Origin of the sequence: Rhodanobacter sp. LX-99, assembly GCF_018599185.1 — a bacterium.
GTDB lineage: Bacteria > Pseudomonadota > Gammaproteobacteria > Xanthomonadales > Rhodanobacteraceae > Rhodanobacter.
Genome location: NZ_JAHFVL010000001.1, coordinates 954966 through 980707, shown reverse-complemented (window position 1 = coordinate 980707; position 25742 = coordinate 954966). Strand labels below are relative to the sequence as shown.

At 69.1% G+C, this 25742-nt stretch carries 25 protein-coding genes; 14 read left to right on the top strand and 11 right to left on the bottom strand.

Annotated elements, in window-relative coordinates:
* The first annotated feature begins 11 nt into the window (after positions 1-11).
* Genes nudE through mazG form a run of 3 tightly spaced genes read left to right on the top strand, consistent with a single transcriptional unit; the run spans position 12 to position 2196 of the window.
* The gene (gene nudE / locus KK131_RS04800) at positions 12-569 is read left to right on the top strand and encodes an ADP compounds hydrolase NudE (protein WP_214555555.1); all 558 of its coding nucleotides are present in this window, start codon (positions 12-14) and stop codon (positions 567-569) included.
* Positions 566-1387: a 3'(2'),5'-bisphosphate nucleotidase CysQ gene (cysQ, locus tag KK131_RS04795; protein ID WP_214555554.1), complete on the top strand. Its 822-nt coding sequence runs from the start codon at positions 566-568 to the stop codon at positions 1385-1387. The genes nudE and cysQ overlap by 4 nt, the downstream gene beginning before the upstream one ends.
* Positions 1384-2196: a nucleoside triphosphate pyrophosphohydrolase gene (gene mazG, locus KK131_RS04790; protein WP_214555553.1), complete on the top strand. Its 813-nt coding sequence runs from the start codon at positions 1384-1386 to the stop codon at positions 2194-2196. The genes cysQ and mazG overlap by 4 nt, the downstream gene beginning before the upstream one ends.
* 51 nt (positions 2197-2247) lie before the next feature.
* On the opposite strand, the gene KK131_RS04785 is transcribed toward mazG, so the two are convergent.
* Entirely contained in the window at positions 2248-2745 is a 498-nt protein-coding gene (locus KK131_RS04785; RefSeq protein ID WP_214555552.1) for a hypothetical protein, read from the bottom strand.
* Positions 2746-2884: 139 nt separating this feature from the next.
* On the opposite strand from KK131_RS04785, the gene KK131_RS04780 reads away from it, so the two are divergent.
* Positions 2885-3661, top strand: a complete 777-nt coding sequence (locus KK131_RS04780) for a DUF4097 family beta strand repeat-containing protein (protein WP_214555551.1) — start codon at positions 2885-2887, stop codon at positions 3659-3661.
* A gap of 2 nt (positions 3662-3663) precedes the next feature.
* Here KK131_RS04780 and KK131_RS04775 read toward each other — a convergent pair whose 3' ends face one another.
* The 4 genes from KK131_RS04775 to KK131_RS04760 form a co-directional block, all read right to left on the bottom strand.
* Positions 3664-4797: an SLC13 family permease gene (locus KK131_RS04775; RefSeq protein WP_214555550.1), complete on the bottom strand. Its 1134-nt coding sequence runs from the start codon at positions 4795-4797 to the stop codon at positions 3664-3666.
* An 84-nt stretch (positions 4798-4881) separates the two neighbouring features.
* Positions 4882-5376 carry an AmiS/UreI family transporter gene (locus KK131_RS04770; protein ID WP_214555549.1) on the bottom strand — a complete coding sequence of 165 codons (495 nt, stop codon included), beginning with the start codon at positions 5374-5376 and terminating at the stop codon, positions 4882-4884.
* A 131-nt stretch (positions 5377-5507) separates the two neighbouring features.
* Entirely contained in the window at positions 5508-7991 is a 2484-nt protein-coding gene (locus KK131_RS04765) for an FtsX-like permease family protein (RefSeq protein WP_214555548.1), read from the bottom strand.
* Entirely contained in the window at positions 7988-8689 is a 702-nt protein-coding gene (locus KK131_RS04760) for an ATP-binding cassette domain-containing protein (RefSeq protein ID WP_214555547.1), read from the bottom strand. Before KK131_RS04760 ends, KK131_RS04765 begins: the two co-directional genes overlap by 4 nt.
* Between KK131_RS04760 and KK131_RS04755 the strand changes: the two genes are divergently transcribed.
* The 3 genes from KK131_RS04755 (at position 8688) to KK131_RS04745 (ending at position 11196) form a co-directional block, all read left to right on the top strand.
* The gene (locus tag KK131_RS04755) at positions 8688-9299 is read left to right on the top strand and encodes an arylesterase (RefSeq protein WP_214555546.1); all 612 of its coding nucleotides are present in this window, start codon (positions 8688-8690) and stop codon (positions 9297-9299) included. The genes KK131_RS04760 and KK131_RS04755 overlap by 2 nt on opposite strands.
* A gap of 109 nt (positions 9300-9408) precedes the next feature.
* Positions 9409-10140 (top strand): response regulator transcription factor, encoded by a 732-nt coding sequence (locus tag KK131_RS04750; protein ID WP_214555545.1) that lies wholly within the window; start codon positions 9409-9411, stop codon positions 10138-10140.
* Between the two features lie 36 nt (positions 10141-10176).
* On the top strand, positions 10177-11196 hold the full coding sequence (locus KK131_RS04745) for a HAMP domain-containing sensor histidine kinase (RefSeq protein ID WP_214555544.1): 1020 nt from the start codon (positions 10177-10179) through the stop codon (positions 11194-11196).
* A gap of 40 nt (positions 11197-11236) precedes the next feature.
* Here KK131_RS04745 and KK131_RS17720 read toward each other — a convergent pair whose 3' ends face one another.
* Positions 11237-12598 carry a 3-oxoacid CoA-transferase gene (locus KK131_RS17720; RefSeq protein WP_214555543.1) on the bottom strand — a complete coding sequence of 454 codons (1362 nt, stop codon included), beginning with the start codon at positions 12596-12598 and terminating at the stop codon, positions 11237-11239.
* Between the two features lie 189 nt (positions 12599-12787).
* Here KK131_RS17720 and KK131_RS04735 point away from each other — a divergent pair, with 189 nt between their 5' ends.
* The 7 genes from KK131_RS04735 to KK131_RS04705 all read left to right on the top strand — a co-directional run bounded on the left by KK131_RS04735 (position 12788) and on the right by KK131_RS04705 (position 19723).
* A complete protein-coding gene (locus KK131_RS04735; protein WP_214555542.1) occupies positions 12788-13786 on the top strand; it encodes a sulfate ABC transporter substrate-binding protein in 999 nt (332 codons plus the stop codon).
* Between the two features lie 5 nt (positions 13787-13791).
* The gene (gene cysT / locus KK131_RS04730) at positions 13792-14616 is read left to right on the top strand and encodes a sulfate ABC transporter permease subunit CysT (RefSeq protein ID WP_214555541.1); all 825 of its coding nucleotides are present in this window, start codon (positions 13792-13794) and stop codon (positions 14614-14616) included.
* Positions 14613-15464, top strand: coding sequence for a sulfate ABC transporter permease subunit CysW (gene cysW / locus KK131_RS04725; protein ID WP_214555540.1), 852 nt, complete (start codon positions 14613-14615; stop codon positions 15462-15464). The genes cysT and cysW overlap by 4 nt, the downstream gene beginning before the upstream one ends.
* Positions 15465-15474: 10 nt before the next feature.
* Positions 15475-16611 (top strand): TOBE-like domain-containing protein, encoded by a 1137-nt coding sequence (locus KK131_RS04720; RefSeq protein ID WP_214555539.1) that lies wholly within the window; start codon positions 15475-15477, stop codon positions 16609-16611.
* 100 nt (positions 16612-16711) lie between these two features.
* Positions 16712-17083 (top strand): BlaI/MecI/CopY family transcriptional regulator, encoded by a 372-nt coding sequence (locus KK131_RS04715; RefSeq protein ID WP_214555538.1) that lies wholly within the window; start codon positions 16712-16714, stop codon positions 17081-17083.
* Entirely contained in the window at positions 17070-18623 is a 1554-nt protein-coding gene (locus tag KK131_RS04710; protein WP_214555537.1) for a M56 family metallopeptidase, read from the top strand. The genes KK131_RS04715 and KK131_RS04710 overlap by 14 nt, the downstream gene beginning before the upstream one ends.
* Before the next feature lie 98 nt (positions 18624-18721).
* A complete protein-coding gene (locus KK131_RS04705; protein WP_214555536.1) occupies positions 18722-19723 on the top strand; it encodes an isoaspartyl peptidase/L-asparaginase in 1002 nt (333 codons plus the stop codon).
* Positions 19724-19729: 6 nt separating this feature from the next.
* Here the strand turns inward: KK131_RS04705 and KK131_RS04700 are convergent, their stop codons facing one another.
* The 5 genes from KK131_RS04700 to KK131_RS04680 form a co-directional block, all read right to left on the bottom strand.
* Positions 19730-20191: a hypothetical protein gene (locus KK131_RS04700; protein WP_214555535.1), complete on the bottom strand. Its 462-nt coding sequence runs from the start codon at positions 20189-20191 to the stop codon at positions 19730-19732.
* Positions 20188-21354 carry a sialidase family protein gene (locus KK131_RS04695; protein ID WP_214555534.1) on the bottom strand — a complete coding sequence of 389 codons (1167 nt, stop codon included), beginning with the start codon at positions 21352-21354 and terminating at the stop codon, positions 20188-20190. Before KK131_RS04695 ends, KK131_RS04700 begins: the two co-directional genes overlap by 4 nt.
* Positions 21354-23612 carry a TonB-dependent receptor gene (locus KK131_RS04690; protein WP_214555533.1) on the bottom strand — a complete coding sequence of 753 codons (2259 nt, stop codon included), beginning with the start codon at positions 23610-23612 and terminating at the stop codon, positions 21354-21356. Before KK131_RS04690 ends, KK131_RS04695 begins: the two co-directional genes overlap by 1 nt.
* Positions 23613-23764: 152 nt before the next feature.
* A complete protein-coding gene (locus tag KK131_RS04685; protein ID WP_214555532.1) occupies positions 23765-24349 on the bottom strand; it encodes a response regulator transcription factor in 585 nt (194 codons plus the stop codon).
* 72 nt (positions 24350-24421) lie between these two features.
* Positions 24422-25696 carry an ATP-binding protein gene (locus KK131_RS04680; protein WP_214555531.1) on the bottom strand — a complete coding sequence of 425 codons (1275 nt, stop codon included), beginning with the start codon at positions 25694-25696 and terminating at the stop codon, positions 24422-24424.
* Positions 25697-25742 lie beyond the last annotated feature (46 nt).

Below are 25742 nucleotides of genomic sequence, written 5' to 3'. Positions count from 1 at the left end.
AGAATGCGTGGATGCCCAAGCTACCGATCATCCATGCCACGCGTGACGTCAGCGACAGCCGGTTTCTGCAGGTCGAACAGCTCGACCTGGAGTTCTCCAACGGCGTGCGCCGCACCTACGAACGATTGAAAGGCAGCGGCCTGGGCGCGGTGATCATCGTGCCGATGCTGGACGACGACACCGTGCTGCTGGTGCGCGAGTATGGCGGCGGCGTCGGCCGCTACGAACTCGGCCTGCCGAAGGGCCGGCTGGATCAGGACGAAACCGCCGAGCAGGCTGCCGAGCGCGAGCTGAAGGAGGAGGTCGGCTACGGCGCGCACAGGCTGAAGATCCTGCACAACCTGTCGCTGTCGCCGTCGTACATGACGCACATGGCGCACGTGGTGCTGGCGCAGGACCTGTATCCCGAGAAACTGGCCGGCGACGAGCCGGAAGAACTCGAAGTGGTGCCGTGGAAGATGTCCGAACTGCATACCCTGCTCGGCCGCGACGACGTGACCGAAGGGCGTTCGATCGCCGCGCTGTTCATGGCCCGCGAGTATCTCGCCGGGCGCTTCCAGCGCACATGAGCACGCCGCCCGGAAATACGCCGCCCGAACTGGCCCGGCAGGTTGGCGCGATTGCCCGCGCCGCCGGCGCAGCCATCCTCGATGTCTACCACAGCGATTTCGCGGTGCAGACCAAGGCGGACGCGTCGCCGCTGACCGCCGCCGACCTGGCCGCCCAGCACGTCATCATGGCCGGCCTGGCCGCGCTCGAGCCGGTACTGCCGGTGCTGTCGGAAGAAGCGAAGACCCTGCCGTGGTCCGAGCGCCGGCACTGGTCGCGCTACTGGCTGGTCGATCCGCTCGACGGCACCCGCGAGTTCGTCAAGCGCAACGGCGAGTTCACCGTCAACATCGCCCTGATCGACGATCGTCGCAGCGTGCTCGGCGTGGTGCTGGCGCCGGTCAGCGGCGAGCTGTATGTCGCCGCGCTGGGGCAGGGCGCCTGGCTGCAGATGCGGGCCGATGATTCCTGGCAGCGCATCCACACGCGCCCGTTGGGGAGACCGCCGCTGGTGGCCGGCAGCCGTTCGCATGGCGGCGCGCAGGGCAGCGTGCTGGAGCGGTTGATCGGCAGCGACTACCAACTGGTGCCGCTGGGCTCGTCGCTGAAATTCTGCCTGATCGCGCGCGGTGCGGCGGACGTCTACCTGCGCCTCGGCCTCACCAGCGAATGGGACACCGCCGCCGCGCAATGCGTGCTGGACGAGGCCGGCGGCGCGGTGCTCGACCTGGCCGGCCAGCCGTTCCGCTACAACCGCGGCGAGTCGCTGCTGAATCCCGAATTCATCGCCGTCGGCGACGGCACGATCGACTGGGCCGCGCGGTTGCAGGCGCCATGAGCGAACCGTCCCGGCACAGCCTGGACGACCTGCTCGCGATCATGGCACGCCTGCGCGATCCCGAGCGCGGTTGCCCGTGGGACGTGCAGCAGGATTTCGCCTCGATCGCGGCGTACACGATCGAGGAAGCCTACGAGGTCGCCGACGCGATCGACCGCCGCGACTGGCACGACCTGCGCGACGAGCTGGGCGACCTGCTGCTGCAGGTGGTGTTCCATGCGCAGATGGCGGCCGAGCAGGGCTTGTTCGATTTTGCCGACGTCGCCCACGCGATCAGCGCCAAGATGCTGCGGCGCCATCCGCACGTTTTCGGCGACGTGCGCTATGCCGACCTGGCGGCGCAGATACAGGCTTGGGAAGAGATCAAGACGGCCGAACGCGCAGACAAGGGCGAGCCGGCCGACGCCAGCGCGCTGGCGGGCATCTCGGCCGGTCTGCCGGAATGGAAGCGCGCGCAGAAGCTGCAGCAGCGCGCCGCGGCCACCGGATTCGCGTGGCCCGATCCCGCGCCGGTACTGGCCAAGCTGGCCGAGGAAGTGGACGAGGTGCGCGCGGAATTCGCCGACGGCGCCGACCCGGCGCGCTTGCAGGACGAGATCGGCGACGTGCTGTTCGTGATGGTGAACCTGGCACGTCATGCCGGCGTCGATTTCTCGCAGGCGTTGCGGCATGCCAATGCGAAATTCGAACGGCGCTTCCGGCAGATGGAGCAGCTGGCGGCGGCCGACGGCACGGCGTTCGACGAACGCACGCTGGGCGAGCAGGAACAGCTGTGGCAGCGCGCCAAGCAGACGGAACGCAAGCCCTGAACCTGCGCGATGGCGCCTGGCCATCGCGCAGGTCGTGGCCTTTCGTGGAAGTTACTTGGCCGCCGGTACCGTCTTGTCGGCACGGTGCTGCTGCCAGGCGGCGCGCATCTTTTCGCGCTCGGCACGCATCTTCGCCTCGTTGGCAAGGTTCTCGTCCAGCCCCTTGCGCAGCGTGGCGATCGCCTGGTCGACGTTGACCGGCTGCGCCTGCAGGCGGGCCAGGCGCTTGTAGACGTAGTCGCGCACGCGCGGATCCTGCGACCTGGCCAGCACGTCGTTGTAGACCGACGCCATCTCCTTGCTGCGGCCGGCTTGCATGTACAGCCGCTCCAGGCCGCGCAGGTCGCCGATCACGCCGCTGCGCTGATGGTCGAAGCGGTGCATGCGCATGCCGTGGTCACGGTCGCCGTGATGCGCGCGCATGTCCTTGCCGGCCATCGCGGACGGAGCCGACGACGGCGGGGGCGGCGTATTCTGGGCCATCACGAACGAAGTCGATCCGGCGATCAGCACGGCCAGCGCGGAAGCAAGCAGGGTTTTGCGGTGCATGGTGTGTCTCCTCGGTAGGTAGACTGGAAAACGCGGCCGGCTGCGGCGCGTTGACCGGCGCGTTCATGCTTCCGTCAGGCTTGCAACCCTTTTGCCGCTGGCCGCATCTCAGCCAGGTCGACCACCCAAGGAGAGTTCCATGCGCCGTCTTTTCACCGCAGCCCTGCTGCTCGCTCCACTCGCCGCCTTCGCCGCCAGCCCGTGCAAGTACGAGGCGCCGCGCAACCTGCAGCTCGACCTGGCCGGCGTGCGCAGCGTGCAGATCGACGTGAACAGCCAGGACCTGCACCTGACCGGCAGCGACAACGCCAGGGGCCTCACCCTCACCGGCCGCGCCTGCGCCTCCGAACAGGCGATGCTGGACAAGCTGCAGGTCACCCAGCGGCGCGAAGGCGACCAGCTGCTGATCGACATCGGCAACACCGGCGGTTTCAGTTTCAGCCTGTTCGGCGGCAGTTCCTATTCGAGCCTCGATGTCACCGTGCAACTGCCGGCGAACCTGCCGGTCACCGTGCGGGTAGGTTCCGGCGACGCCGACGTTAGCGGTGTGCAGCAGCTGCAGACCAATGTGGGCTCGGGCGACCTGCACGTGCGCCAGGTATCCGGCAAGTTCGGCACCAGCGTGGGTTCGGGCGACGTCAGTGCCACCGACATCGGCAGCCTGGACCTGGGTTCGGTGGGCTCCGGCGACTTCAAGGCCGAAGGCATCAAGGGCGACGCCCGCATCGGAAGCATCGGCTCCGGCGACGTCACGTTGCGCAACGTCGGCGGCAGCGTGCATGCCGATACGCTGGGTTCGGGCGATCTCGGCGTTAGCGACGTCGGCGGCGATTTCAGCCTCGGCGCCAAGGGCAGCGGCGACGTCAACCACTCCGGCGTGAAGGGCAAGGTCAGCGTGCCGCACGACGACGATTGACGTCAGCCCAGCCAGCGCCAGGCCAGGTACACCAGCGGCGCGCACACCAGCAGGAACGGAATCGACACCAGGTGCAGCAGCCGCAGCCCATGCGGCTGCTTCGCCAGGCGCAGCGCGATCAGGTTCGCCAGCGAACCGATCGCCACGCCGAAGCCGCCCACGTTCACCGCCACCGCCAGCGCGATCGCGTCGGGCGTGCGCTCCAGCAGCAGCACCGTCGCCGGCACGTTGCTGATCAGCTGCGAGGCGACGATGCCGCTGGCGTACAGCGTCAGCGGCTGGCCGAAGTCGAGCCGGTCCAGCGCCTGGTGCACCAGGGGCAGGTTCGCGAAATGGCCGAGGCCCAGGAAGATCGCGGCGAACGTGAGCGGCAGTAGCCAGTCGATCCGCGCCAGGCTCGACTGCGCCAGCAGCGCGAACAGCGCCAGCAACAGCAGCGCGCCCAGCGGCGCCTGGCCGTGTTCCATCAGCAGCACCATGCCGACCAGCGCGGCCATCGAGCACGCGCCGAGGCGGGCCGATGTCACCGTACTGTCGATCCGTTCGGGTATCAGAGCCACCCGGTCGCGTGGCAGCCACAGCCAGGCGAACGCCGCCACCAGCACGAACATCACCGCCGCCGCCGGCAGCATGGCCGCCGCGAAGTGCAGGAACGGCAGCTGCGAGTGCTGCCACAGCAGCAGGTTCTGCGGGTTGCCGATCGGGCTGAGGGTGGAACCTGCGTTCACCGCCAGCGCCTCCAGCACCACCATGCGCAGCACCGGCAGGTTGGAGACACTGCCGATTGCCAGGGTCAGCGGCACGATCAGGAACAGGCTCACGTCGTTGGTCAGCACCATCGACAGCAGCGCCGTCGCGGACACCAGCAGCAGGCCCAGGCTGCGCAGCGAATGCGCGCGTGCCACCACGGCCACGGCCGCGTGCTGCACCAGGCCGCTGTCGCGGATGCCCTGGATCGCGATCAACAGGCCCATCAGGCCGGCCAATGTCGGCAACTGCAGCCAGCGCCGGTAGTCGCTCGCGGGACGGGGATCAAGCACGGCAAGCGCCAGCGCCAGCAGCGCGAACACCAGCAGCAGCCACTCGTTCTGCAGGTGCCGGGCCCAACCGGGTGGCTTTGGCGTGGGTGGATTCATGGTTTCAACGCGGACCTGGAAACCACGCCATCATCGTGCATGCCCTGCATCGGGGTGCTTTTCAGTGAACCGGACGGCCGGGCATCACCAGCGCGCCAGCAGCATGAGCATGCCGGGTATCCAGCAGGTGACGATCCCCACGATCACCGCATAAGGCGCGAGGAAGCGTTTCACCAGCACGCCGGTGCACAGGTCGATGAAGAACAGCAGCCACAGGCTCGACCAGATCAGCCAGATGCCGGCCATGCGCAGCTCGCCGAGGGTGTACGCGTCCCAGCTCAGGGGCAGCGCGGTGATCGCGACGAACAGGCAGTACCAGCCCAGCCCGGTGCCGCTCAGCTTGAACCAGTGCACGCCGGCCACGTACAGGTAAGTGAACGCAAACAGCAGGCCCGAACCCACGGCGAGAAAATCCGCCGGCGTGGAGGCCTGGATGGCGCCCAGCACGGCGGCGAATGCCGAGAGGCTGCCGACCAGCAGGTTGAGCAGGGCGGCTTCCTTCGCCTCGATGCGTCCGGCGAGGGTCAGTCCGTTGACGATCAGGATGACACCGACAAAAAGCAGTACGACGCCGAGCATGGCGGACTCTCATGGCTGAAGTTGGAAATGGCAGGATGGCCTGGCGAAACCGCGGCGCGTGCGTCGCGGCTGCCAGTCTCGCATGGCTTCGTTGTGGTGGCGATGGCCGCCCGGACGGGGGTCTGCTGCCTTCAGCCCTCACGCAACAACCGCATCGGCGGCGTGCGGCTGACCTTGCGGGTGCCGGCCAGGCCCAGCAGCATCACCACGAGTGCCGCGCCCGCGGCGCCGCCGAGCAGCGGCCACAGCGGCGGCACGAAGTTTTCGATGTGGAATACCGCCTGGCCCAGCCACAAGCCCGCGCCAGCGGCACCGAGCGAGGCAGTGAGGCCGGCGACCAGGCCGAGCAGGGCGAACTCGCAGGCGGCGGCCACGCGCAATTGCGCGCGGCGTGCGCCCAGCGTGCGCAGCAGGGCGGCTTCGTGGCGGCGCTCGGCGGCGCTGGCGGCCAGCGCGGCGGCCAGTACCAGCGCGCCGGCGAGCAGGCTGAAGCCGAGGATCCAGCGCACCGCGTTGCCGACCCGGTCGACGATCTCGCGCACGCGATCGAGCAGCGAGTCGACGTCGACCAGGCTGAGGTTGCTGTAGTCGCGCGACAGCTGCGCGAGTTCGCTGGCGTGCCCGCGCGGCAGGTGGAAGCTGGCCAGCCAGGTGTGCGGCAGCTCGCCGGCGTGGGCCGGGTCGAGCAGCAGGAAGAAGTTGACGCGGAACGAGCTCCAGTCGACCTTGCGCACGCTGCTGACCTTCGCGTCGATGCTGCCTTCGCCCACGTCGAAGCGCAGCGTGTCGCCCAGCTTCAGCGCGAACATGTCGCGCCACATGGTGTCGATCGACACCTCGGCCTGGGCCGGCTGCGCGCCCTGCCAGCGGCCGGCGATCACGTCGTTCGCGGGCGGCAGTTCGGCGGACCAGGACAGCCGCAGCTGGCGGTCGGTCCAGTCCTTCGCGCGCTCGTCGGCAAAGGCGAGCTGGTCGATCGGGCGGCCGTTGATCGCGGTGAGCTTGCCCACCGCCAGCGGCAGCATGTTGAGCTGGTCGCCGCCGGTCCTGGCCAGTGCCTGCTCGAAGCCGGCGCGCTGGTCGTCCTGCAGGTTCAGCGCGAACCAGTTCGGCGTATCCGCCGGCAGCTCCTGGCGCCAGCCCTGCAGCAGCGCCGGCGCCACGATCGCCAGCAACAGCAGCGCGCACAGGCCCAGGCTTAGCGCGGTGGCCTGGATCACGCTCAGCGCAGGTCGCCGCGCCAATGCGGCCAGGCCCAGCCGCAATGCCGGGTGTGCGCCCGGCGCAATGCGCCGGGCCAGCCACAGCAGCGCTCCGGCCAGCAGTGCCGCGATCGAGGCCACGCCGAGCAGGCTGGCGGCGAGTATGCCGGCCAGGGTGAGCGAGCTGCTCTGGCTCCAGATCAGGCCCAGCGCCACCAGCGCGGGGATCAGGTACAGCGCATCGAAACGCCGTACCCGCCGCTGCATGCTCTGGCGGAACACCGCCACCGGGGGCACCTCGGCCAGCCGCGCCAGCGGCGGCAATGCGAAGCCGACCAGCACGGCGATGCCCATCGCGGCGGCGGCGAACGACGGCGCCAGCGGCAGTACGGTCGGCACGTTGCCGAACAGCTGGCTGGCCAGCAGCCAGGCCAGTTGCGACAAGCCCAGAGCGAGCAGCATGCCGAGCGCGGCGGCCGGCACGGCGAGGGCGCCCAGCGTGCCCAGCAGCAGGCCCAGCACGCGCCGGCGCGGTGTGCCCAGCGCACGCAGCAGCGCCACTTCGGCGGTCTTGCGCCGCGCGTAGCGCTGCGCGGACAGCGCTATCGCGATGCCGGCCAGCAGCGCCGACAGCAGGGCGGTGAGGCGCAGGAACGCACCGGCGCGGTCGAACGACGTGCGCATGCGTTCCTGGGTCTGCTCCGGCGTGATCAGCTCGGCGCCCTGCGGCAGTGCGGTCGCCTGCGCCCAGTCGCGCCAGGCCTGCACCGCCGTCGGCGCGCCGGCCAGCAGCAGGCGGTGGCGGGCGCGGCTGCCGACGCCGAGCAGGCCGGCTTGTTCGGCGTCGGCCAGGCTCATCAGCGCGCGCGGCGCCAGCGCCAGCAGCTCGCCGCCGTCGGGCTGGCGCAGCAGTTCGGCGGCAATGGTCAGCTCGCGCCCGCCGAGTTGCAGCGGCTGGCCGACCTGGAGGCCCAGCGCCACCAGGGCGCGATGGTCGAGATAGACCTCGCCCGCGGCCGGGGCGTGGCCGTTGCGCGTGCGGCCGGCGGCATCGCGCAGCTCCAGCTTGCCGCGCAGGGGATAGCGCGCATCGACCGCCTGCACGTCGAGCAACTGGGTCTGCTGGTGGGCGAACGCCACGCTGGGGAAGCCGGCGGTACGGGCGAGTTGCAGGCCGTCCTGGCGCGCCTTGTCGGCGAACGCCTGCGGCAGGGCCTGCGGCGACGACACGCCGATGTCGCCGCCGATCAGTTCGGCGGCGCTGGCCAGCATGCCGCGTTCGATCCGCGTCGCCAGCGTGGCGACCACGCCCAGCGCCACCACCGCCAGCACCAGCGAGGCGGCCAGCGTGCGCAGTTCCGGCAGGTGCCATTCGCGGCGCAGGCTGCGCAGGGCGAGCAGCAGCATCTTCATGCCTGCGCGTCCGTGCCGGATGAGACGACGCGGCCTTCCTCCAGCTCGATCCGGCGGTCGCAACGCGCGGCCAGGGTCGCGTCGTGGGTGACCAGCACCAGGGTGGTGTGGTGGTCGCGGTTCAGCGCGAACAGCAGGTCGCAGATGTGGTGGCCGGTGCGCTGGTCGAGGTTGCCGGTGGGTTCGTCGGCGAACAGCACGCGCGGGCCGTGCACGAACGCGCGGGCGATCGCCACGCGCTGCTGTTCGCCGCCGGAGAGCTGAGCCGGGTAGTGCCGCCGCCGCGCGCCCAGCCCTACCGCTTCGAGCGCGTCGCGCGCGCGCTGGCGTGCATCGCTGCTGCCTTCCAGTTCCAGCGGCAGCATCACGTTTTCCTCGGCGGTCAGCGCGGGCAGCAGGTGGAACGATTGGAACACGAAGCCGACCAGGCGCCGGCGCAGGTCGGCGCGGGCCTCCTCGTCCAGCTGCTGCAATGCGTGGCCGTCCAGCGCGATGCTGCCGCCGTCCGGCGTGTCCAGCCCGGCCAGCAGGCCGAGCAGGGTGGTCTTGCCGGAACCGGAGGCGCCGACGATGGCGAAACTCTCGCCTGGCCGCACCTGCAGGCTGACCTGGCTGAGGATCTCCAGTCTCCCCTCGGGGCCGTTGACCGACTTGCTAACATCGCAGGCTTCAAGAAGAGGCCGGGAAGAATCACTCATGCGTCGATGCCTGTGGTTGCTGGTTTTTCTGTGTGGCATCGGCGGCGCCCAGGCGGCGGCGCCGAAAACCGTGCTGGTCCTGGGTGATTCGTTGTCCGCCGCGCACAACATCCCGGTCGAGGCCGGCTGGGTGCATCTGCTGGATGCGCGTCTCAACCAGATGGTGCCGAAATGGACCGCGATCAATGCCAGCATCAGCGGCGAGACCTCGCTGAGCGGGCGCAACCGCCTGCCTGCGCTGCTGGCGAAGTACCGGCCGGGCGTGCTGGTGCTGGAACTGGGCGCCAACGACGGTTTGCGCGGCCTGCCGCTGCCGGCCCTGCGCGCGAACCTGGACGCGATGATCGCGGCGGCGCAAAAAGCGAAGGTGCGCGTGCTGCTGGTCGGCATCGAGCTGCCGGTGAACTACGGGCCGCAATACCGCGACGGTCTGCGCGCGGTCTATGCCGACCTGGCGCGGACCCGCCGTACCGCACTGGTGCCGTTCCTGCTCGAGGGAATCGCACTCAATCCCGCGCTGATGCAGGACGATGGCCTGCATCCGGTCGCCAGCGCCCAGCCGCGGGTGCTGGACACCGTCTGGAAACCGCTGCGGCCGCTGCTGCATTGAGCGGTGGCAAACAGAACCTGCTCTGAACCTCGTTTTCCTGTTTCACGCTACCCTCACCCGGTCGCCGCTTAGATTTTCACGTATGTGAAATCATGGCAAGGAGGACGATATGACCGTACATGACGAGCAAGCGGGATTGATTCTGCTGGTCGAGGACAACCGCCAGATTGCCGAAATGGTGGGCGAGTTCCTGGAGCGGCGCGGTTATTCGGTCGACTATGCCGCCGACGGGGTCAGCGGCCTGCACCTGGCCGTGTCCAACAGCTACGACGTGCTGGTGCTGGACCTGATGCTGCCGGGCCTGGATGGGCTGGAGGTCTGCCGCAAGCTGCGCAAGGAGGCCAAGAAGTCCACGCCGGTACTGATGCTGACCGCCCGCGACACGCTGGAGGACAAGCTGTCCGGGCTCGAGGCCGGCGCCGACGATTACCTGGTGAAGCCGTTCGAGGTGCGCGAGCTGGAGGCGCGGCTGCGCGCGCTGATCCGCCGCGACCGCCGCCAGGTCTCCACCGAGGTGCTCAGCGTCGGCGACATGACCCTGGATACCGCCACGCTGCGCCTCACCCGCGACGGCCAGGAACTGACCGTGTCGCCGATCGGCCTGAAGCTGCTGGCGATCCTGATGCGCGAGTCGCCGCGGGTGGTCAGCCGGCGCGACATCGAGCGCGAGATCTGGGGTGATACGCTACCCGACTCGGACACCTTGCGCTCGCATCTGTACAACCTGCGCCGGGTCATCGACAAACCCTTCGCGCGACCCCTGCTACACACGATCCATTCGGCTGGCTATCGTCTCGCGGATCTCGAATCGGAAGTGGCCTCTTCGCCCCAGACGGCCTGACATCGACACGCGCATACAGGTAGGCGCACACAGGTAATGGATAGCAGGGTCAAAGCAGTCACCTTTCGTGTGGGTGCCTTTCGCCGGCGCATTGCGCGGGTGTTCGCACTGCAGTTCCTGATCGTCGCCGTCGTCTGCATCCTGGGCATCTACGGCGTTGTTCCCACGGCCATCGTGATTGCGGTGATCGTGATCACCACCGGCCTCGCCTGGCTGGCCACCCGGCGCGAGTGGCGGCCGGTGCGTGCCTTGGCCCGGCTGGTGAACCGCTGGGATGGCCAGTCGCCGGATCCGGAGTCGCTGAACCTGGCGCAATTGGCCACCCACACCGACGCCGACGTGGCTTCGCTGGCGCAGGGGCTGCACGGTTTCGCCATGCGCCTGGCCAGTTACAACCAGCGCGAGCGCAGCTTCACCCGCGATGCCAGCCACGAGCTGCGCAGCCCGCTCACCGTGATCAAGATGTCGGTCGACATGCTCGGCGAGGAGGAGGGCCTCAGCGATTTCGGCGTGCGCTCGGTGCGCCGGATCAAGCGTGCCACCCGCGAGATGGAAGTGCTGGTGCAGGCGCTGCTGATCCTCGCGCGCGAGACGGACGCTTCGGCCGACGACCAGTATTTCGTCGTCAACGACGCGTTAAGCAAGGAATTGGAATCCGCCCGCGAACTGCTGTCCGGCCGGCCGATCGAGCTTGTGCTGGAGGAGCCGGCCCGCTTTGCGCTGCAGGGCTCGCCGCAGGCGTTCTCGGTATTGTGCTGGCAGCTGATTCGCAATGCCTGCCAGCAGACCGAGCAGGGCAGCGTGGTGATCAGCGTGTTGCCCGGCGTGGTCAGCGTGCGCAACCGGACGACACCGCAGCTGTCTGGCGACGGCGGTCGCCCGCTGCGCGCTCATGGCGTCGACCGGCACGGTTTCGAGCTGGCCATTGCCCAGCGGATCAGCGACCGCTTCGCATGGCCGCTGGAGCTGCAGACAGGCTACGGGCAGGAAAACATCGCCCGCATCCGCTTTCCGCACCCTCTGCCGGCCGATGGCTCGGCAGAATCCGCTTTATAGGTTCATGGGGCGGCACTGTCCGCCCGTGCAGAGCTTTGCGTCAGCCAGCTTGCAGCGCCGGGGCCACCGCGAAGGTGCAACCGGTCTTCGCCTTCACGTCGCCGAGGCTGACGCCGTCGTTGAGTTCGATCAGGGTCAGGCCCTTGCCCTTCTCCACCTCGAACACGCACAGGTCGGTGATGATCAGGTCCACCACCTGCTTGCCGGTCAGCGGCAGGTCGCACTCGGTCTTGATCTTCGGGCTGCCGTCTTTCGCGCAGTGCTCCATCAGCACCACCACGCGCTTGACGCCGCTGACCAGGTCCATCGCGCCGCCCGGGCCCTTGACCATCTTGCCCGGCACCATCCAGTTGGCCAGGTCGCCGTGGGCGGACACTTCCAGGCCGCCGAGGATCGACAGGTCGATGTGGCCGCCGCGGATCATCGCGAACGAGTCGGCGCTGGAGAAGAAGCTGGAACCGGGCAGGGTGGTGATGGTCTGCTTGCCGGCGTTGATCAGGTCGGGGTCGAGCTGGTCCTCGGTCGGGAACGGGCCGATGCCGAGCAGGCCGTTCTCCGACTGCAGGGTGACGCTGACGCCTTCCGGAATGTAGTTCGCCACCATGGTGGGAATGCCGATGCCGAGGTTCACGTAGAAACCGTCGCGCAACTCCTTCGCGGCGCGCCTGGCCATCGCCACGCGGACCGGGCTTTCCTTGCCCGCGGCGACACCGGCGAGCGTGCGGAACTCGATCCGCTTTTCGTACTTCGCGCCCTGCACGATGCGATCGACGTAGATGCCCGGCACATGGATGTTGTTCGGATCCAGTTCGCCGACCGGCACCAGGTGCTCCACCTCGGCCACGCAGGCCTTGCCGCAGGTGGCGATCATCGGGTTGAAGTTGCGCGCGGTCTCGCGGAACACCAGGTTGCCGTGGGCGTCGCCCTTCCACGCCTTGACGATGGATACGTCGGCGTGGATCGCCTCTTCCAGCACGTATTCCTTGTCGCCGAAGCGCCTGGTTTCCTTGCCCTCGGCCAGCTTGGTGCCGAACGCGGTGCGGGTGTAGAAGCCGGGGATGCCGGCGCCGCCGGCGCGCAGCTTCTCGGCCAGGGTGCCCTGCGGGGTCAGGTGCAGTTCCAGCTCGCCGGCCAGCACCTGGCGCTCGAATTCCTTGTTCTCGCCCACGTAGGACGCGAAGACGCGCTTCACCTGGTGCGTCTTCAGCAGCGGACCCATGCCGAAATCGTCCACGCCGGCGTTGTTGCCGACGATGGTCAGCCCCTTGGTGCCGGCCTCCAGCAGCGCGCCGATCAGGTTCTCGGGGATGCCGCACAGGCCGAAGCCACCGGCGGCGATCGTCATGCCATCGAACAACAGGCCATCGAGGGCTTTCGCCGCGCTGGGGTAAACCTTGTCCATTGCCGTGCCTTCCTCAGGGAGAGTCAGCTGCCAAGGATACGACGGATTGGCCGCGGCCGGCCTGGTACCAAGGTCGCAGGCCGGTCCGCCGGCGCGGTACGGACGCTCATAACCATATGCCATTTCGCAAGTTCGCAGCGGGGCGCCGAGTCGATAGGCTGATCTTCCCCGACCGGACCGGAGACGGCGATGATCAAGCTCCCTGCATGGCTGGCACTCGCGGCAACCCTGGTGGCGACGACGGCGATCGCCAGGGACGTGACCCTGCTGAACGTGTCGTACGACCCCACCCGCGAACTCTATCGCGACGTGAATGCGGCTTTTGCCGCGCAGTGGAGGGCGCAGCACGGCGACAACGTCACCATCGAGATGTCGCATGGCGGTTCGGGCAAGCAGGCGCGCTCGGTGGCCGACGGCCTGCCGGCCGACGTGGTCACGCTGGCGCTGGCCGGGGACGTCGACGCCATCGCCGATCACGGGTTGCTGGCGAAGGACTGGCAGCGGCGGCTGCCGCAGAACGCCTCGCCGTACACGTCGACCATCGTGTTCCTGGTGCGCAAGGGCAATCCGAAGGGCATCCGGGACTGGCCCGACCTGATCAGGCCCGGCGTGCAGGTGATCACGCCGAACCCGAAGACCTCCGGTGGCGCGCGCTGGAACTTCCTGGCAGCGTGGGGCTACGCGCTGAAGCAGCCGGGCGGCAACGAGGCGAAGGCGCGCGCGTACGTGCACGAACTGTTCAAGCACGTGCCGGTACTCGACACAGGCGCTCGCGGCGCCACCAATACCTTCGCCCAGCGCGGCGTCGGCGACGTGCTGCTGGCGTGGGAGAACGAGGCGCTGCTGGCGCAGCGCGAGCTCGGCAAGGACACGTTCGAGATCGTGGCGCCGTCGGTGAGCATCCTGGCCGAGCCGCCGGTGGCGGTGGTGGACCGGAATGCCGACAAGCACGGTACGCGCGCGGTCGCCGAGGCCTACCTGAAATTCCTGTACTCGCCCGAGGGCCAGGCGATCGAGGCCAGGCGCTTCTACCGGCCGCGTTCGCCGCAGGTGGCGCAGCAGTTCGCCGCGCAGTTTCCCAAGGTAAACACCTTCACCATCGACGAGGTGTTCGGCGGCTGGCGCCAGGCGCAGGCGAAGTTCTTCGCCGACGGCGCGATCTTCGACCAGATCGGTCCGGGCAGTTGAGCCGCATGCGCCGCCGCCTCCTGCCGGGGTTCGGCCTCAGCCTGGGTTACGCGCTGGCGTACCTCGGACTGATCGTGCTGCTGCCGCTGGCGGCGCTGGCGTGGAAGGCCTCCGGCATCGGCTTCGCCGGCCTGCTGCACCTGCTGGCGTCGCCGCGCACGCTGAGCGCACTCAGGCTCAGCTTCGGCGGCGCATTGCTGGCGGCGTCGATCAATGCGCTGGCCGGCCTGCTGGTGGCGTGGGTGCTGGTGCGCTACCGCTTTCCGGGGCGGCGCCTGTTCGACGCGCTGATCGACCTGCCGTTTGCCTTGCCGACGGCGGTGGCGGGCATCGCGCTGACCACGCTGTACGCGCCGAACGGCTGGCTCGGCGGCTGGCTCGCCACGCTCGGCGTCAAGGTGGCGTACACGCCGCTGGGCGTGCTGCTGGCGATGGTGTTCGTCGGCTTTCCGTTCGTGGTGCGCACGCTGCAGCCGGTGCTCGAATCGCTCGAGCGCGACGTGGAGGAGGCCGCCGGGAGCCTGGGGGCGCGGCGCTGGCAGACCTTCCTGCGGGTGATCCTGCCGCTGCTGCTGCCGACCCTGCTGACCGGCTTTGCGCTGGCGCTGGCGCGCGCGGTGGGCGAATACGGTTCGGTGATCTTCATCGCCGGCAACATCCCCATGCGCTCGGAGATCGCGCCATTGCTGATCGTGCAGAAGCTCGAACAGTTCGACTACGCCGGCGCCGCCGCACTCGGCGTGGTGATGCTGCTGGCCTCGTTCGTGCTGCTGCTGGCGATCACGCTGCTGCAGCGCTGGAGCAGCCGCTGGACGGAGCCGGCACGATGAGCGCGCGTCGGCCGGACGCTTGGCGGCAACTGCTGCGCAGCGCGCTGGTGCTGGCGGCGGTCGGCTTCATGGCGCTGTTCCTGCTGTTGCCGCTGGCGACGGTGTTCATCGAGGCGTTGCGTGCCGGCGTGCGCGCATGCCTGGCCAGCATCCGCCAGCCCGAAACGCTGGCGGCGATCCGGCTGACCCTGCTGGTGGCGGCGGTCGCGGTGCCGCTCAACCTGGTGTTCGGCGTGGCGGCGGCGTGGCTGATGGCGCGCTTCGAGTTTCGCGGCAAGGCGCTGCTGGGCGCGCTCATCGACCTGCCGTTCTCGGTGTCGCCGGTGATCGCCGGCCTGGTCTACGTGCTGCTGTTCGGTGCGCAGGGCTGGTTCGGGCCATGGTTCGACTCGCACGGGGTGCGCATCGTCTTCGCCGTGCCGGGGCTGGTGCTGGCGACCGTGTTCATCACCCTGCCGTTCGTGGCGCGCGAACTGATCCCGCTGATGCAGGCGCAAGGCAGCGAGGAGGAGCAGGCCGCGCGCGTGCTTGGGGCGAACGGCTGGCAGATGTTCTTCCGGGTCACCTTGCCGAATATCCGCTGGGCGCTGCTGTACGGCGTGCTGCTGTGCAATGCCCGCGCGATGGGCGAGTTCGGCGCGGTGTCGGTGGTGTCCGGCCACATCCGCGGGTTGACCACCACGATGCCGCTGGAAGTGGAGATGCGTTACAACGAATACGACTTTGCCGGCGCGTTCGCGGTGGCCTCGCTGCTCGCGCTGCTGGCGCTCGTCACGCTGGCCGTGAAGACCCTGCTGGAATGGCGCTATGGCAACGAGATCGCCGCCCATGCGCCCGGCGGGCACTGAAGGACGCCGCATGACTTTGGAACTTTCCCGCCTGCGACGCCGCTACAGCGACTTTGCCGCGCTGGACGATGTCAGCCTGACGATCGCGCCGGGCGAGTTCCTTGCCCTGCTGGGGCCGTCCGGCTCAGGCAAGACCACCTTGCTGCGCATCCTGGCCGGGCTGGACCATCCCGACAGCGGCGGCGTACGGCGCGATGGCGAGGATTTCCTCGCGATGCACGCGCGCGAACGCGGCGTCGGCCTGGTGTTCCAGCATTACGCGCTGTTCCGCCACCTGAGCGTGACCGAGAACATCGCCTTCGGCCTGCGCGTGCGGCCGCGGCGCTCGCGCCCGCCGCGCGCCGAGATCGAGGCACGGGTGCAGCGGCTGCTGCAGCGCGTGCAGTTGGACGGCTTCGGCAGCCGCTATCCGGCGCAGCTGTCCGGCGGCCAGCGCCAGCGCGTGGCGCTGGCCCGCGCGCTGGCGGTGGAGCCTGACCTGCTGCTGCTGGACGAGCCGTTCGGCGCGCTGGACGCACAGGTGCGCGTCAGCCTGCGCCGCTGGCTGCGCGAGCTGCACGAGGAGCTTGGCCTGACCACGGTGTTCGTCACCCACGACCAGGAGGAGGCGCTGGAACTGGCCGACCGCATCGCGGTGATGAACCACGGGCGGATCGAACAGGTCGGTTCGCCCGCGGCGATCTACCGGCAGCCGGCCACGCCGTTCGTGTGCGAGTTCATCGGCAAGGTCAACCGGCTGCCGTTGCGCCGCGAAAGAGGCCGGCTGGCAGCCGGCGGCTGGGCGCCGGGCGACGATCCCTGGCGTGGCCGGTACGAGCATGCGGTCGCCTATGTGCGGCCCGAGCATCTCGCGCTGGCCGTACCGGCCGCGCAGCCCGGCTGGACGGCGTGCCTGCGGCACGTCTATCCCGCCGGCAGCGTCGCCCACCTGGAGCTTGTGGTGGATTCGCTGCGCCAGACCCTGGAGGCGGATGTCGCCACCGACGACCTGGCCAGGCTCGGCCTGCATGCCGGCATGTCGTTGCGCGTGGCACCGCGCAGTGCGGTGGTGTTTGCGCAGGCGGAAGACGGCACGCCGTTGCCCGGCGAGCGCTGGAGCTGGCAGGCCGGGCACGTCGCCCCATTGCGGCATTGCGTAACCCTGTAATCCGGAATCGGCCGCGTTCCGGCGGTACACGCAGGCACCGCTTGACGCGATAGTTTACGCGTGTAAACATAATATCACTTACACGCGTAAACGGTGATCCATGGCAATCAGCGAAGCCGAAGCGGTGGTGATGGACGTGTTGTGGCGTGCGGCGCCGCGTACGGCCGAGGAGATCCTGGCCGAAGTCGGTCCGGCGCAGGACTGGCAGGAAGGCACGGTGAAGTCCCTGCTCAACCGCCTGCTCAGGAAAAAGGCCGTGCACGCCGAGCGCGACGGTCGCCGTTATCTCTACACGCCCTTGCTGACGCGCGAGCAATACGTCCAGCAGGAGAGCAAGGGCCTGCTCGATCGCCTGTTCGGCGGACGCGTGGCGCCGCTGGTGGCGCACTTCTCCGAGCAGCGCAAGCTGTCGAAGAAGGACATCGCCGAACTGCGCAAGCTGCTCAAGGAGCTCGACGATGAACAGCATTGAGCTGGCCGGAATGGATGGAATCGGGATCGACTGGCTCGGCCGCGGCTGGCTGCTGCTCCTCGCCTTCACCGCCGCCACACTGCTGGTGGCCGCGCTGCGCAAGCCGTGCCGGCGCCTGTTCGGCACCGAACGCGCGTTCCAGCTGTGGCTGCTGCCGCCGCTGGCGCTGCTGGCCAGCCAGCTGCCGCATGCGGCCGACGCGCCGAGCACGGCGTTGCCGCCGGTGGTGTTCGCGATTACTTCGGTGACGGCCACGTTGCCGGCATACGCCACGGCGGCAAGCGTGATCGACTGGCGCATCGGCGCGGCGCTGCTCTGGTTGTCGGGCATGCTCGTCAGCCTCTGGCTGGCCGCAGTCGCGCAGTCGCGCTATCGCACCCGCCTGCACGGTGCTTCGGTGGTGAATGGGTTGCGCTCGCCGCGGCTGGTACTGCGTGCCAGCGGTACGGACGTCGGGCCGGCGTTGGTTGGCGCCTGGCGTAGCCGGATCGTGCTGCCCGCCGATTTCGAACAGCGCTACGACGCCATTGAGCAGGCACTGGTTCTCGCCCACGAAGTTGCCCATGCGCGCCGTGGCGATGGCTGGTGGTGCCTGCTCGCGCGACTCCTTGCCGCGCTGTTCTGGTTCCACCCGCTGGCGTGGTGGGCGCTGGCCGCGCTGCGCCACGATCAGGAACTGGCCTGCGACGCCGCGGTGTTGCGTGAGCACGGTGCGCAGCGGCGCAGTTATGCGAATGCGATGTTGAAGACCCAGTCGTCCGCGTTCGCGCTGCCGGTGGGTTGCCCCTGGTCACCCCGTCATCCCGTCACGGAGCGTATCGCCATGTTGAAACTGCCTTCACCGAACCGCCGTCGCCGAAATGCCGGAATGATCGCCGGCTTCGCACTCGCCATTGCCGTGGCCGGCTCGGTCTATGCCGTCACTGCGCCTCAAGTGCCGCATACGATCCAGAAAAGCCAGAATACCGATTACCAGCTAGACATGATGATCGAGCTGGCTACCGACGACGGCCACAAGCGTCATACGGAGGCTGCAGATTTCGCGTTGTGTGCGGCGCCCGGCAAGGTTGCGATGGCAAGCGTTGGGGACTTTGAGGTGGAAACTACGACCATACCCGATGGTGATGGGCAGGTACGCATCGACCTTGCCGTGACCCGAACCGGCCTGTCGCCGGTTGCGCATAACCTGCTGCACGCTGCGCTTGGCAAGACGCAGCATTTGACGGGTACTGCAGTGGATGGCAAGCATACGTATGCCATCGATCTCACGCCGCAAGCAGGTTGTCCAGCGCGTGTGATTGCCGAGGCCTCACCGGTGAAGGTTACCGAGCACGTCAAGAACGGCACGGCGCGCATGGTGGCGGAGTCGATAGTGGCGAAAACGGGCTGGACGCTGGTCAACCCGGGCGCGTTGGGCAGTGCGCCCGTCACGCTGTCGTTCAACGACATGCCGGCGGGCACGGCGTTGCAGCAGGTGGCCGATCTGATCGGCATGAAGCTGGTGCTGGACGGCAAGCAGGTGCGCTTCGAGCCGAAGTGACAGGCGGGGCTGGCTATACTCTCCCAGTCACCGATCGGGAGAGTGTCGTGAAGCCGCGTCATCTGCTTGTTGCCCTTGCCACCCTTGGAGTCACTGCCATGAGCCACGCCGCCGTTTCGCCCGTGCTGGTGATCCATGGTGGCGCCGGCGTGATCAAGCGCGACGTGACGCCGGCGAAGGAGCAGGCGGTGCGCGCGGCGATGACCCAGGCGCTGCAGGATGGCTACGCCCAGCTCAAGGCGGGCAAGAGCGCGCTGGATGCGGTCGCCGCGGCGATCACCGTGCTGGAGGACGATCCGAACTTCAATGCGGGCAAGGGCGCGGTGTTCACCCACGAAGGAAAGAACGAGTTGGATGCGGCGATCATGGACGGCAACACGCTGCGTGCCGGGGCAGTGGCTGGCGTGCAGCGCGTGAAGAACCCGATCCTGCTGGCGCGTGCGGTGATGGAGCACTCGCCGCACGTGATGCTGTCCGGCGATGGTGCCGAGGCATTCGCGAAGGAGCAGGGCATCGCCCTGGTCGACCCGGCGTACTTCCGCACCGAGGAGCGCTGGCAGCAACTGCAGAAGGCGCTGAAGGAGGATGTCGCGAAGCAGCCGCATGCGGACGTCGAGACGGCCAGACACTTCGGCACGGTCGGCGCGGTGGCGCTGGACGCGCAGGGCCGCCTCGCCGCCGGCACCTCCACCGGCGGGATGACCGACAAACGCTGGGGCCGCATCGGCGACTCGCCGATCATCGGCGCCGGAACCTACGCCAACAGCGGTTGCGCCGTGTCCGGCACCGGTTGGGGCGAGTTCTACATCCGCACCGTGGCCGCGCACGAGATCTGCATGAAGGTCACCCAGATGCGCGTGCCGCTGAAGCGCGCCGCCGCCGAAGTGATCAACCAGGAAATCCCCTCGATGGGCGGCAACGGCGGCGCGATCGCGCTGGACGCGGAAGGCCACATCTCGATCCCGTTCAACACCGACGGCATGTACCGCGGCTGGATCGGCGCCGACGGCGTGCCGCACGTGGCGATCTACGACGACGAGGACGACGGCACCGCGGAGTTGCCGGCGCCGGCGCCGGCCGATAGCGTCGCGCAGCCCTGAGGCGGGTCAGGGCAGGAGTTTGTGCAGCTGCGCGGGCGTCAGCGCGCCGCTGATGCCGCGGCGGCTGCCGTCGGCACGGATCACCAGTACACGCGGGGTTTCGCCGCCCCAGTCCGGGTCGAGCAGGAAGTTGATGCGTTCGGGCGAGGCTTCGGTGTAGGCGCGCGCGGGATAGCCGTCCATCTTCATGCTGCGCAAACGCGCCTCGATCGCCGTGTGCAACTGGATGCTGTCGGTCGTCACGGTGACCAGTTCGATTTCGCGCGGGTCGGCGCGTTGCAGTGCGGCCAGCGCTTCGAGGTTCGGTTCGCAGTAGGCGCAGTCGAGCGACCACAGCGCGACGATGCGCGTGCCGTGCGCCGGCGGCCGCAGCAGGGCAGGAACGTCGGCGGCGGCCAGCGGCTGCAGCGTTCCGGCGCAGGCCAGCGCCGGCAGCCACAGGGCGAAGGCGAACAACAGGCGTTTCATCGCGGCACCTCGACCAGGCGGAAGCCGGCGGCGGTGTTCCAGGCCACGAACGCGCGGCCCTGTTTCAGCAGCAGTTGCGGCGAGCCCACTGCGCCGCCGCTGCGGGCGATTTCGCGTGGGGCATCGAAGTGGTCGCCGTCGTCGGTCGAGCGGCGCAGCATCAGCGCGTAGCCGTCGGCGCCGACCTGGTTCCAGGCCACCCACACGGTGCGGCCGTGCACGGCCACGTCGGCATGGCTGGCGCCGGCACCGGCGATCGCCAGCGGATGTTTCGGTGCGTGGCCGGGATCGAGCTGGCCGTACCGGATCGTGGGCTGGCCCTTGGCCTCGTACCACACGGCGTGGCGGATGCCGTCGCGGTCGATCGCCAGGCCGGGGCCGTGGTGCGGGCAGCCGGCGATCTGCCAGCCGCTGAAGGTGGCGCGGGCGACCTGGCTGGTTTGGCCGTCCGTACGCAACACGGCGTACGCGTGGTCGCGGATGTTGTCGCCGTAGATGCCGCGGAAGAACGCGGCGACCTCGCCATCGGGCGTGCGCGCCAGCGCGATGCGGCAGCACTCGCAGCTCTGGTCGACCAGCTTGCGTTCGGGCGCGAAGCTGGCGCCGCCATCGTCCGACCAGCTGTAGTAGATCGCGGCACCCAGGTACGGCTTGCCGTGGGCCTCGGCGGCGAGCAGGTCGCGCTTGTCGATCCACGCGACCACGATGCGGCCGCGGCCGTCCACCGCCAGCGCATCGAAGCGGTGGGTGATCTCGGCGCGGTCGTGGTGCACGGTCAGCGGGTCGCTGAAGTGTTCGCCGCGGTCCAGCGAGCGGGCGAAGCGCACGAAGCCGGTCCATGGTTCGGCGCGCGGCTGCGACCAGCTCACGTAGATTTCGTCGTGCGGCCCGAACGCGATCTTCGGGCGGTTTTCGCCTTCGGCGTAGATACGCTCGGCCGTGGCGTTCACTTCGACCGGCGCGCTCAGCGTGCGGCCGTCGTCGTCGGAATGGCGCAGCCGCACGTGGCCGTCCGCCGTGTCCACCAGCCACAGCCGGCCGTGGCTGTCGAACGCGGCGCTGGCGCCCAGCTCGGGACCTTTCGGCATCTCCATGCGCATGCCGTCGTGCGCCAGCAGCGCGGGCGAGAGCAGGCAGAGCAGGGCGATCAGCAGACGGCGCATCACAGCTCCCAGCGCAGCTCGCCGAACCAGGTGCGGCCGGCGTAGGGATGGTAGACCCAGTAACGTTCGTTGGTGAGGTTGTCGACGCCGAGCGCGGCGGTCCAGCCGGGTGAGAATTTCCAGCGCAGCTTCGCGTCGGCCACGGTGAAGCGGCTCACCGCGCCGTAGCTGTCCACGTAGTCGCTGTTGTCCAGCGTGCCGTACTGGCGGCCGGAGTGGCGGATGCCGAGCGAGGCGTCCCACCGCGGCGCGAAGCGGTAGTCGGCGAACACGCTGGCGCGGATCTTCGGGATGCGCGGGAAAGTCTTGCCGTTGGCCAGCGGATACTGGCGATCCTGCAGCGTCTTCGCATGGTTGTAGGCGAGGCTGGCTTGCAGGTCGAGGCCGTCCAGCCAGAGGTCGGTGAGGTTGATCTCGCCCTCGATCCCGCGGCTGCGCATTTGGTCGATGTTCTGCACGCTGGTGACGGTGGGGGTGACGGTGATGTCGGTCTGCGAGTACAGCGAGTCGGCGATGCGGTCCTGGTACAGCGAGACGCGCCAGTGGCCGTGGTCAAGATGGCGGGTCAGCGTGAGGTCGGTGGATTCGTCGGTCTCGGGTTTGAGGTCGGGGTTGTTGTTGACGATCGCGTTGGCCGACAGGCTGCCCTGGAACAGTTCGGTCACGGTGGGGTAGCGCACCGCCTTGCCGTGGGCCAGGCGCAGTTCCCAGCCGTCGGCGAGGTCCCAGCTCAGCGCAGCCTTGGGCGAGAAGTCGGTGCGCTTGCGGTCGGCGTAGCGCAGCGTGTCGGTCGCGTTCGCGCGCAGGCCGCCGTAGGCACGCCACTGTTCCAGCCGGCCGCCGAGGGTCAGCGCCCAGGCGTCGGCGAAGCTCCACACGTCCTGCAGGTACAGCGCGCGGGTCTGCGTGCGGCCGGCGAACGCGCTGACCTGCGCGCCGTCGGCATCGCCGCGCCAGTCGCTGGCGTTGCGCACGCGGCTGTCCAGCACGTAGCGGTCGCCGTGCACGCCGGCGTACAGCATGTGGCGGTCGCCGAGCGGGCCGGAACTGCGCAGGTCGAAGGTGTCCCAGCCGGAGCCGGCCTTGTCGGCGATCGTGCCGGGGCCGCCGCTGGGCGCGCCGGGTTCGGCCAGGTTGGCGGTGGCGGCCTGCGAACGCTGGAAGTCGTAGTGGCTGGCCACCGCGGTCCAGCGCCAGCCGTTGTCGAGGCGGCCGTTCAGCTCAATGCCGTACAGCAGGTGGATATCGTTGGCCGAGGAGGGCGCCAGGCCGCTGGCCGGCAAGGTCCAGGTCTGCCCGCCTGCGCTGATGACGCCGCCGGCGACCGGGTTGCCGGCGGCGTCGCGGATCAGGCTGCGGGTGCGGTCCTCGGCGCGGTTGTGCCACCAGCCGACGGTGAACAGCGCGGCAACTTGTTCGTTGATGTCCACGCCGACCTTCAGTTTCGCCTGGTCCTGCACCGTGTGTTCGATGCTGTTGGCGCCATACACCAGCCGCGGTGAGCCGTTCGGGTTGCGGTCCAGCACGGCGCCGCTGACCGGCACCGCCGCGGCCGCATCGCCGCCGGCCTTGGCGGTGGCGTACTGCATCGGCTGGCCGCGGTTGTCGAGCCGGCTGAATTCCAGCAGCCAGCTGAAGCGACCCTGTTTGTCGCCCAGCGTGGCGGCGGCCTGGTGGCCGTTGTAGTGGCCGCCGGCGCCGTACGCGTCGCGGTAGTCCTGGCTGAAGAACTGGGTGCTCACGCTGGCCGTCAGCTGCTGTGGCAGCACGGTGTGGATCAGTACGGTGCCGCCCAGCGAGTTGCCCGGGTACAGCGCGGAATAGGGCCCGTACTGGATGTCGACGGCGCCGATTTCCTCGGGTGCCACCATGCCCCAGCGCGGCGCGCCGTCCCAGCCGTTTGTCATCAGGTTGGAGAGCAGCAGGCCGTCGGCGTAGACCAGGCTGCGCGCGCTCTGCAGGGTGCCGGCGTTGCGGCCGCTGATCACCGCGTTCGGATCGCCGATGTAGCGTTTGCGCACCTGCATGTTCGGCGCGTACTTCAACGCGTCGGCGCTTTCGGTGACGTTCTGCTGCTGCAGCTTCTGGCGCGCGACGCGCACCTGCACGCTGGGCGTTTCCATCACCATGGTGTCGCTGGCGTGCACCGAGACCGGGGCGAGCGTGGTGGTGGCGGGGGCGGGTTCATCGGCGGCCAGCAGCGGGTGGCCGGCAACTGCAAGCGCGATTGCGCAAAGGCCGAGCGGGAGGGCGTTCAAGCGGCACTCTGGATGGGGATCTAGGGTTGCAAGGATAGTCCGCTGCCGTGCGCGCGACAGATGGCGCGTTGTCGCAGCGGGGGTCGGCGATAGGATGCGCGGGCATGCGAAAGGTGCCCGGCTCGGGATGCGTTCCTACGGGTGGCGCGCGATCACTCTTCGCGGTCGGGGCGTTCGCGTACCGGGTGCTTGCTCAACTTGCGCTGCAGGGTGCGGCGGTGCATGCCGAGGCGGCGGGCGGTCTCGGAGATGTTGCCGTCGCACTCGGTGAGCACGCGCTGGATGTGCTCCCATTCCAGCCGGCGCAGGGCCAGCGGTTGTTCGGGGGCGTCGGGCGGGTCGCTGTCGTCGCTGTCGTTGTCGCCATCGAGCAGGGCACGTACCACGGCGTCGGCATCGACCGGCTTGGCCAGGTAGTCGTGGGCGCCGCGCTTGATCGCCTCCACCGCGGTGGCGATCGAGGCGTAGCCGGTCAGCAGCAGCACGCGCAGGTCGGGCACCAGGGTATGCAGCTCGGGGATCAGGCGCAGGCCGTTCTCCTCGCCCAGCTTGAGGTCGAGCACGCAGTAGCGCGGGTTGTGCCGGCGCGTCAGCGCACGCGCTTCGTCGAAGTTGGTGGCCGTGACGACCTCGAAGCCGCGCGAGCCGAGCGCACGCGCCAGCACGCGCAGGAAGGTGGCGTCGTCGTCGACCAGCAGCAGCGGGCGCGCCGTGGCGGCATGGGGCAACTCGGTCATCGGTGGTGTTTCCTGAGTGTGGATCAGTGGCTCATTCTTGCCCGAAGCGGCAGGACTTGCACGTCCGGCGCGCTATTTTTCCGCGATGACCGCCAGCGGCAGGCGCAGGCATACCTCGGCGCCGCGTTCGGCATTGCGCGCGATCAGTTCGCCGTTGAGCCGCTCGGCGGTGGCTTCGGCCAGGGCCAGGCCGATGCCCAGCCCGGTCTGCTTCTGCGAATAGCCGAGCAGGGTGAGTTCGCCGCCGGCGCCGAAACCCGGGCCATGGTCGCGCACGCTCAGCTGCAGCCAGTCGCCGTCGCGCGAGACCTGCAGGGCCACCGCGTGCGAGTGGTTCACGGCCGAGGCGTCGGCGGCGTTGTTGAGCAGGTTGAGCAGCGCGTGGCGCAGGCCCGGCGGGGTGCGCAACACGGTTTGCGCGATGTCCCGATCCAGCGTCAGGATCAATTCCGCCTCGGGCCGCAGCAGTTGGAATCGCTCCAGGCAGCCGTGGATGAACGCGGCCACGGTGAGCCGTTCCGGTTCCTGCGACAGCTGGGCCTTGCCGAACGCGACCATTTCGCGAAGGATCGTGCTGCAGCGGTCGACCTGGCCTTCCAGCAGTTCCAGGTCCTCGGCCAGCGAGGTGTCGCCGGCGTGCTCGCGGCGCAGTTCGGGCAGCAGGGTGCGCATGGTCGACAGCGGCGTGTTGAGCTCGTGCGCGGCGCCGGCGGCCTGGGTGGCGATCGCCAGGATGCCTTCGTCGCGCAGCGCGCGTTCGCGCACGCGTTGCACTTCGAGCTGCTGCAGCCGCAGCACGTGGGCCAGCCGGCTGATGAAGAAGCTCAGCAGCGCCGCCATGATCACGAAGTTCACGCCCATCCCGGCCACGTGCAGCGAGAAGCGGCTGGGCGAGTTCTCGTGCAGCGGCATCGGCAGCGGCACGTGCGAATACAGCAGGATCACGTAGGCGACACCGGCCAGCGCCGCCACCGCCAGCACCGACCGCCCCGACAGCGCCGCCGCGCTGAGCGCGATCGGCACCAGCAGCAGGGTGATGAACGGGTTGCTGGCGCCTCCGGTGAAGTACAGCAGGTAACCCAGCACCAGCGTATCGAAGGCGATGTGGCCGACGGCTTCCCACTCGCGCGGCGGCCACGGCTGGGTCAACCGCCACGCGGCGAACACCGAGAACACCGCGAGCAGGCCGATGCCGAGCAGCAGCGGCAGCAGCGGGATGTCCAGATGCATCCACCAGGCGCAGACCAGCACGGCGGTGCTCTGGCCGGCGATGGCGCAGATCCGCAGCCAGGCCAGCGTGCGTATCAGTGCGAACGGGCCGATGCGTTGGGTGGGCCGGTGCGGCATGGCGATCTTCCAGGCTTGCCGGAGCCTCGCGAACCCCGCCGCGCAA

What these genes read in the sequence shown, in the direction of transcription:
- KK131_RS04695 (WP_214555534.1), bottom strand. Translation starts at nt 21,354, where the DNA reads ATGCGCCGTCTGCTGATCGCCCTGCTCTGCCTGCTCTCGCCCGCGCTG.
- KK131_RS04715 (WP_214555538.1), top strand. Translation starts at nt 16,712, where the DNA reads ATGGCAATCAGCGAAGCCGAAGCGGTGGTGATGGACGTGTTGTGGCGT.
- KK131_RS04710 (WP_214555537.1), top strand. Translation starts at nt 17,070, where the DNA reads ATGAACAGCATTGAGCTGGCCGGAATGGATGGAATCGGGATCGACTGG.
- cysT (WP_214555541.1), top strand. Translation starts at nt 13,792, where the DNA reads ATGCGCCGCCGCCTCCTGCCGGGGTTCGGCCTCAGCCTGGGTTACGCG.
- KK131_RS04700 (WP_214555535.1), bottom strand. Translation starts at nt 20,191, where the DNA reads ATGAAACGCCTGTTGTTCGCCTTCGCCCTGTGGCTGCCGGCGCTGGCC.
- KK131_RS04775 (WP_214555550.1), bottom strand. Translation starts at nt 4,797, where the DNA reads ATGAATCCACCCACGCCAAAGCCACCCGGTTGGGCCCGGCACCTGCAG.
- KK131_RS17720 (WP_214555543.1), bottom strand. Translation starts at nt 12,598, where the DNA reads ATGGACAAGGTTTACCCCAGCGCGGCGAAAGCCCTCGATGGCCTGTTG.
- cysQ (WP_214555554.1), top strand. Translation starts at nt 566, where the DNA reads ATGAGCACGCCGCCCGGAAATACGCCGCCCGAACTGGCCCGGCAGGTT.
- KK131_RS04680 (WP_214555531.1), bottom strand. Translation starts at nt 25,696, where the DNA reads ATGCCGCACCGGCCCACCCAACGCATCGGCCCGTTCGCACTGATACGC.
- KK131_RS04765 (WP_214555548.1), bottom strand. Translation starts at nt 7,991, where the DNA reads ATGAAGATGCTGCTGCTCGCCCTGCGCAGCCTGCGCCGCGAATGGCAC.
- KK131_RS04720 (WP_214555539.1), top strand. Translation starts at nt 15,475, where the DNA reads ATGACTTTGGAACTTTCCCGCCTGCGACGCCGCTACAGCGACTTTGCC.
- KK131_RS04785 (WP_214555552.1), bottom strand. Translation starts at nt 2,745, where the DNA reads ATGCACCGCAAAACCCTGCTTGCTTCCGCGCTGGCCGTGCTGATCGCC.
- KK131_RS04685 (WP_214555532.1), bottom strand. Translation starts at nt 24,349, where the DNA reads ATGACCGAGTTGCCCCATGCCGCCACGGCGCGCCCGCTGCTGCTGGTC.
- KK131_RS04745 (WP_214555544.1), top strand. Translation starts at nt 10,177, where the DNA reads ATGGATAGCAGGGTCAAAGCAGTCACCTTTCGTGTGGGTGCCTTTCGC.
- KK131_RS04760 (WP_214555547.1), bottom strand. Translation starts at nt 8,689, where the DNA reads ATGAGTGATTCTTCCCGGCCTCTTCTTGAAGCCTGCGATGTTAGCAAG.
- KK131_RS04750 (WP_214555545.1), top strand. Translation starts at nt 9,409, where the DNA reads ATGACCGTACATGACGAGCAAGCGGGATTGATTCTGCTGGTCGAGGAC.
- cysW (WP_214555540.1), top strand. Translation starts at nt 14,613, where the DNA reads ATGAGCGCGCGTCGGCCGGACGCTTGGCGGCAACTGCTGCGCAGCGCG.
- nudE (WP_214555555.1), top strand. Translation starts at nt 12, where the DNA reads ATGCCCAAGCTACCGATCATCCATGCCACGCGTGACGTCAGCGACAGC.
- KK131_RS04755 (WP_214555546.1), top strand. Translation starts at nt 8,688, where the DNA reads ATGCGTCGATGCCTGTGGTTGCTGGTTTTTCTGTGTGGCATCGGCGGC.
- KK131_RS04705 (WP_214555536.1), top strand. Translation starts at nt 18,722, where the DNA reads ATGAGCCACGCCGCCGTTTCGCCCGTGCTGGTGATCCATGGTGGCGCC.
- KK131_RS04735 (WP_214555542.1), top strand. Translation starts at nt 12,788, where the DNA reads ATGATCAAGCTCCCTGCATGGCTGGCACTCGCGGCAACCCTGGTGGCG.
- KK131_RS04780 (WP_214555551.1), top strand. Translation starts at nt 2,885, where the DNA reads ATGCGCCGTCTTTTCACCGCAGCCCTGCTGCTCGCTCCACTCGCCGCC.
- KK131_RS04770 (WP_214555549.1), bottom strand. Translation starts at nt 5,376, where the DNA reads ATGCTCGGCGTCGTACTGCTTTTTGTCGGTGTCATCCTGATCGTCAAC.
- mazG (WP_214555553.1), top strand. Translation starts at nt 1,384, where the DNA reads ATGAGCGAACCGTCCCGGCACAGCCTGGACGACCTGCTCGCGATCATG.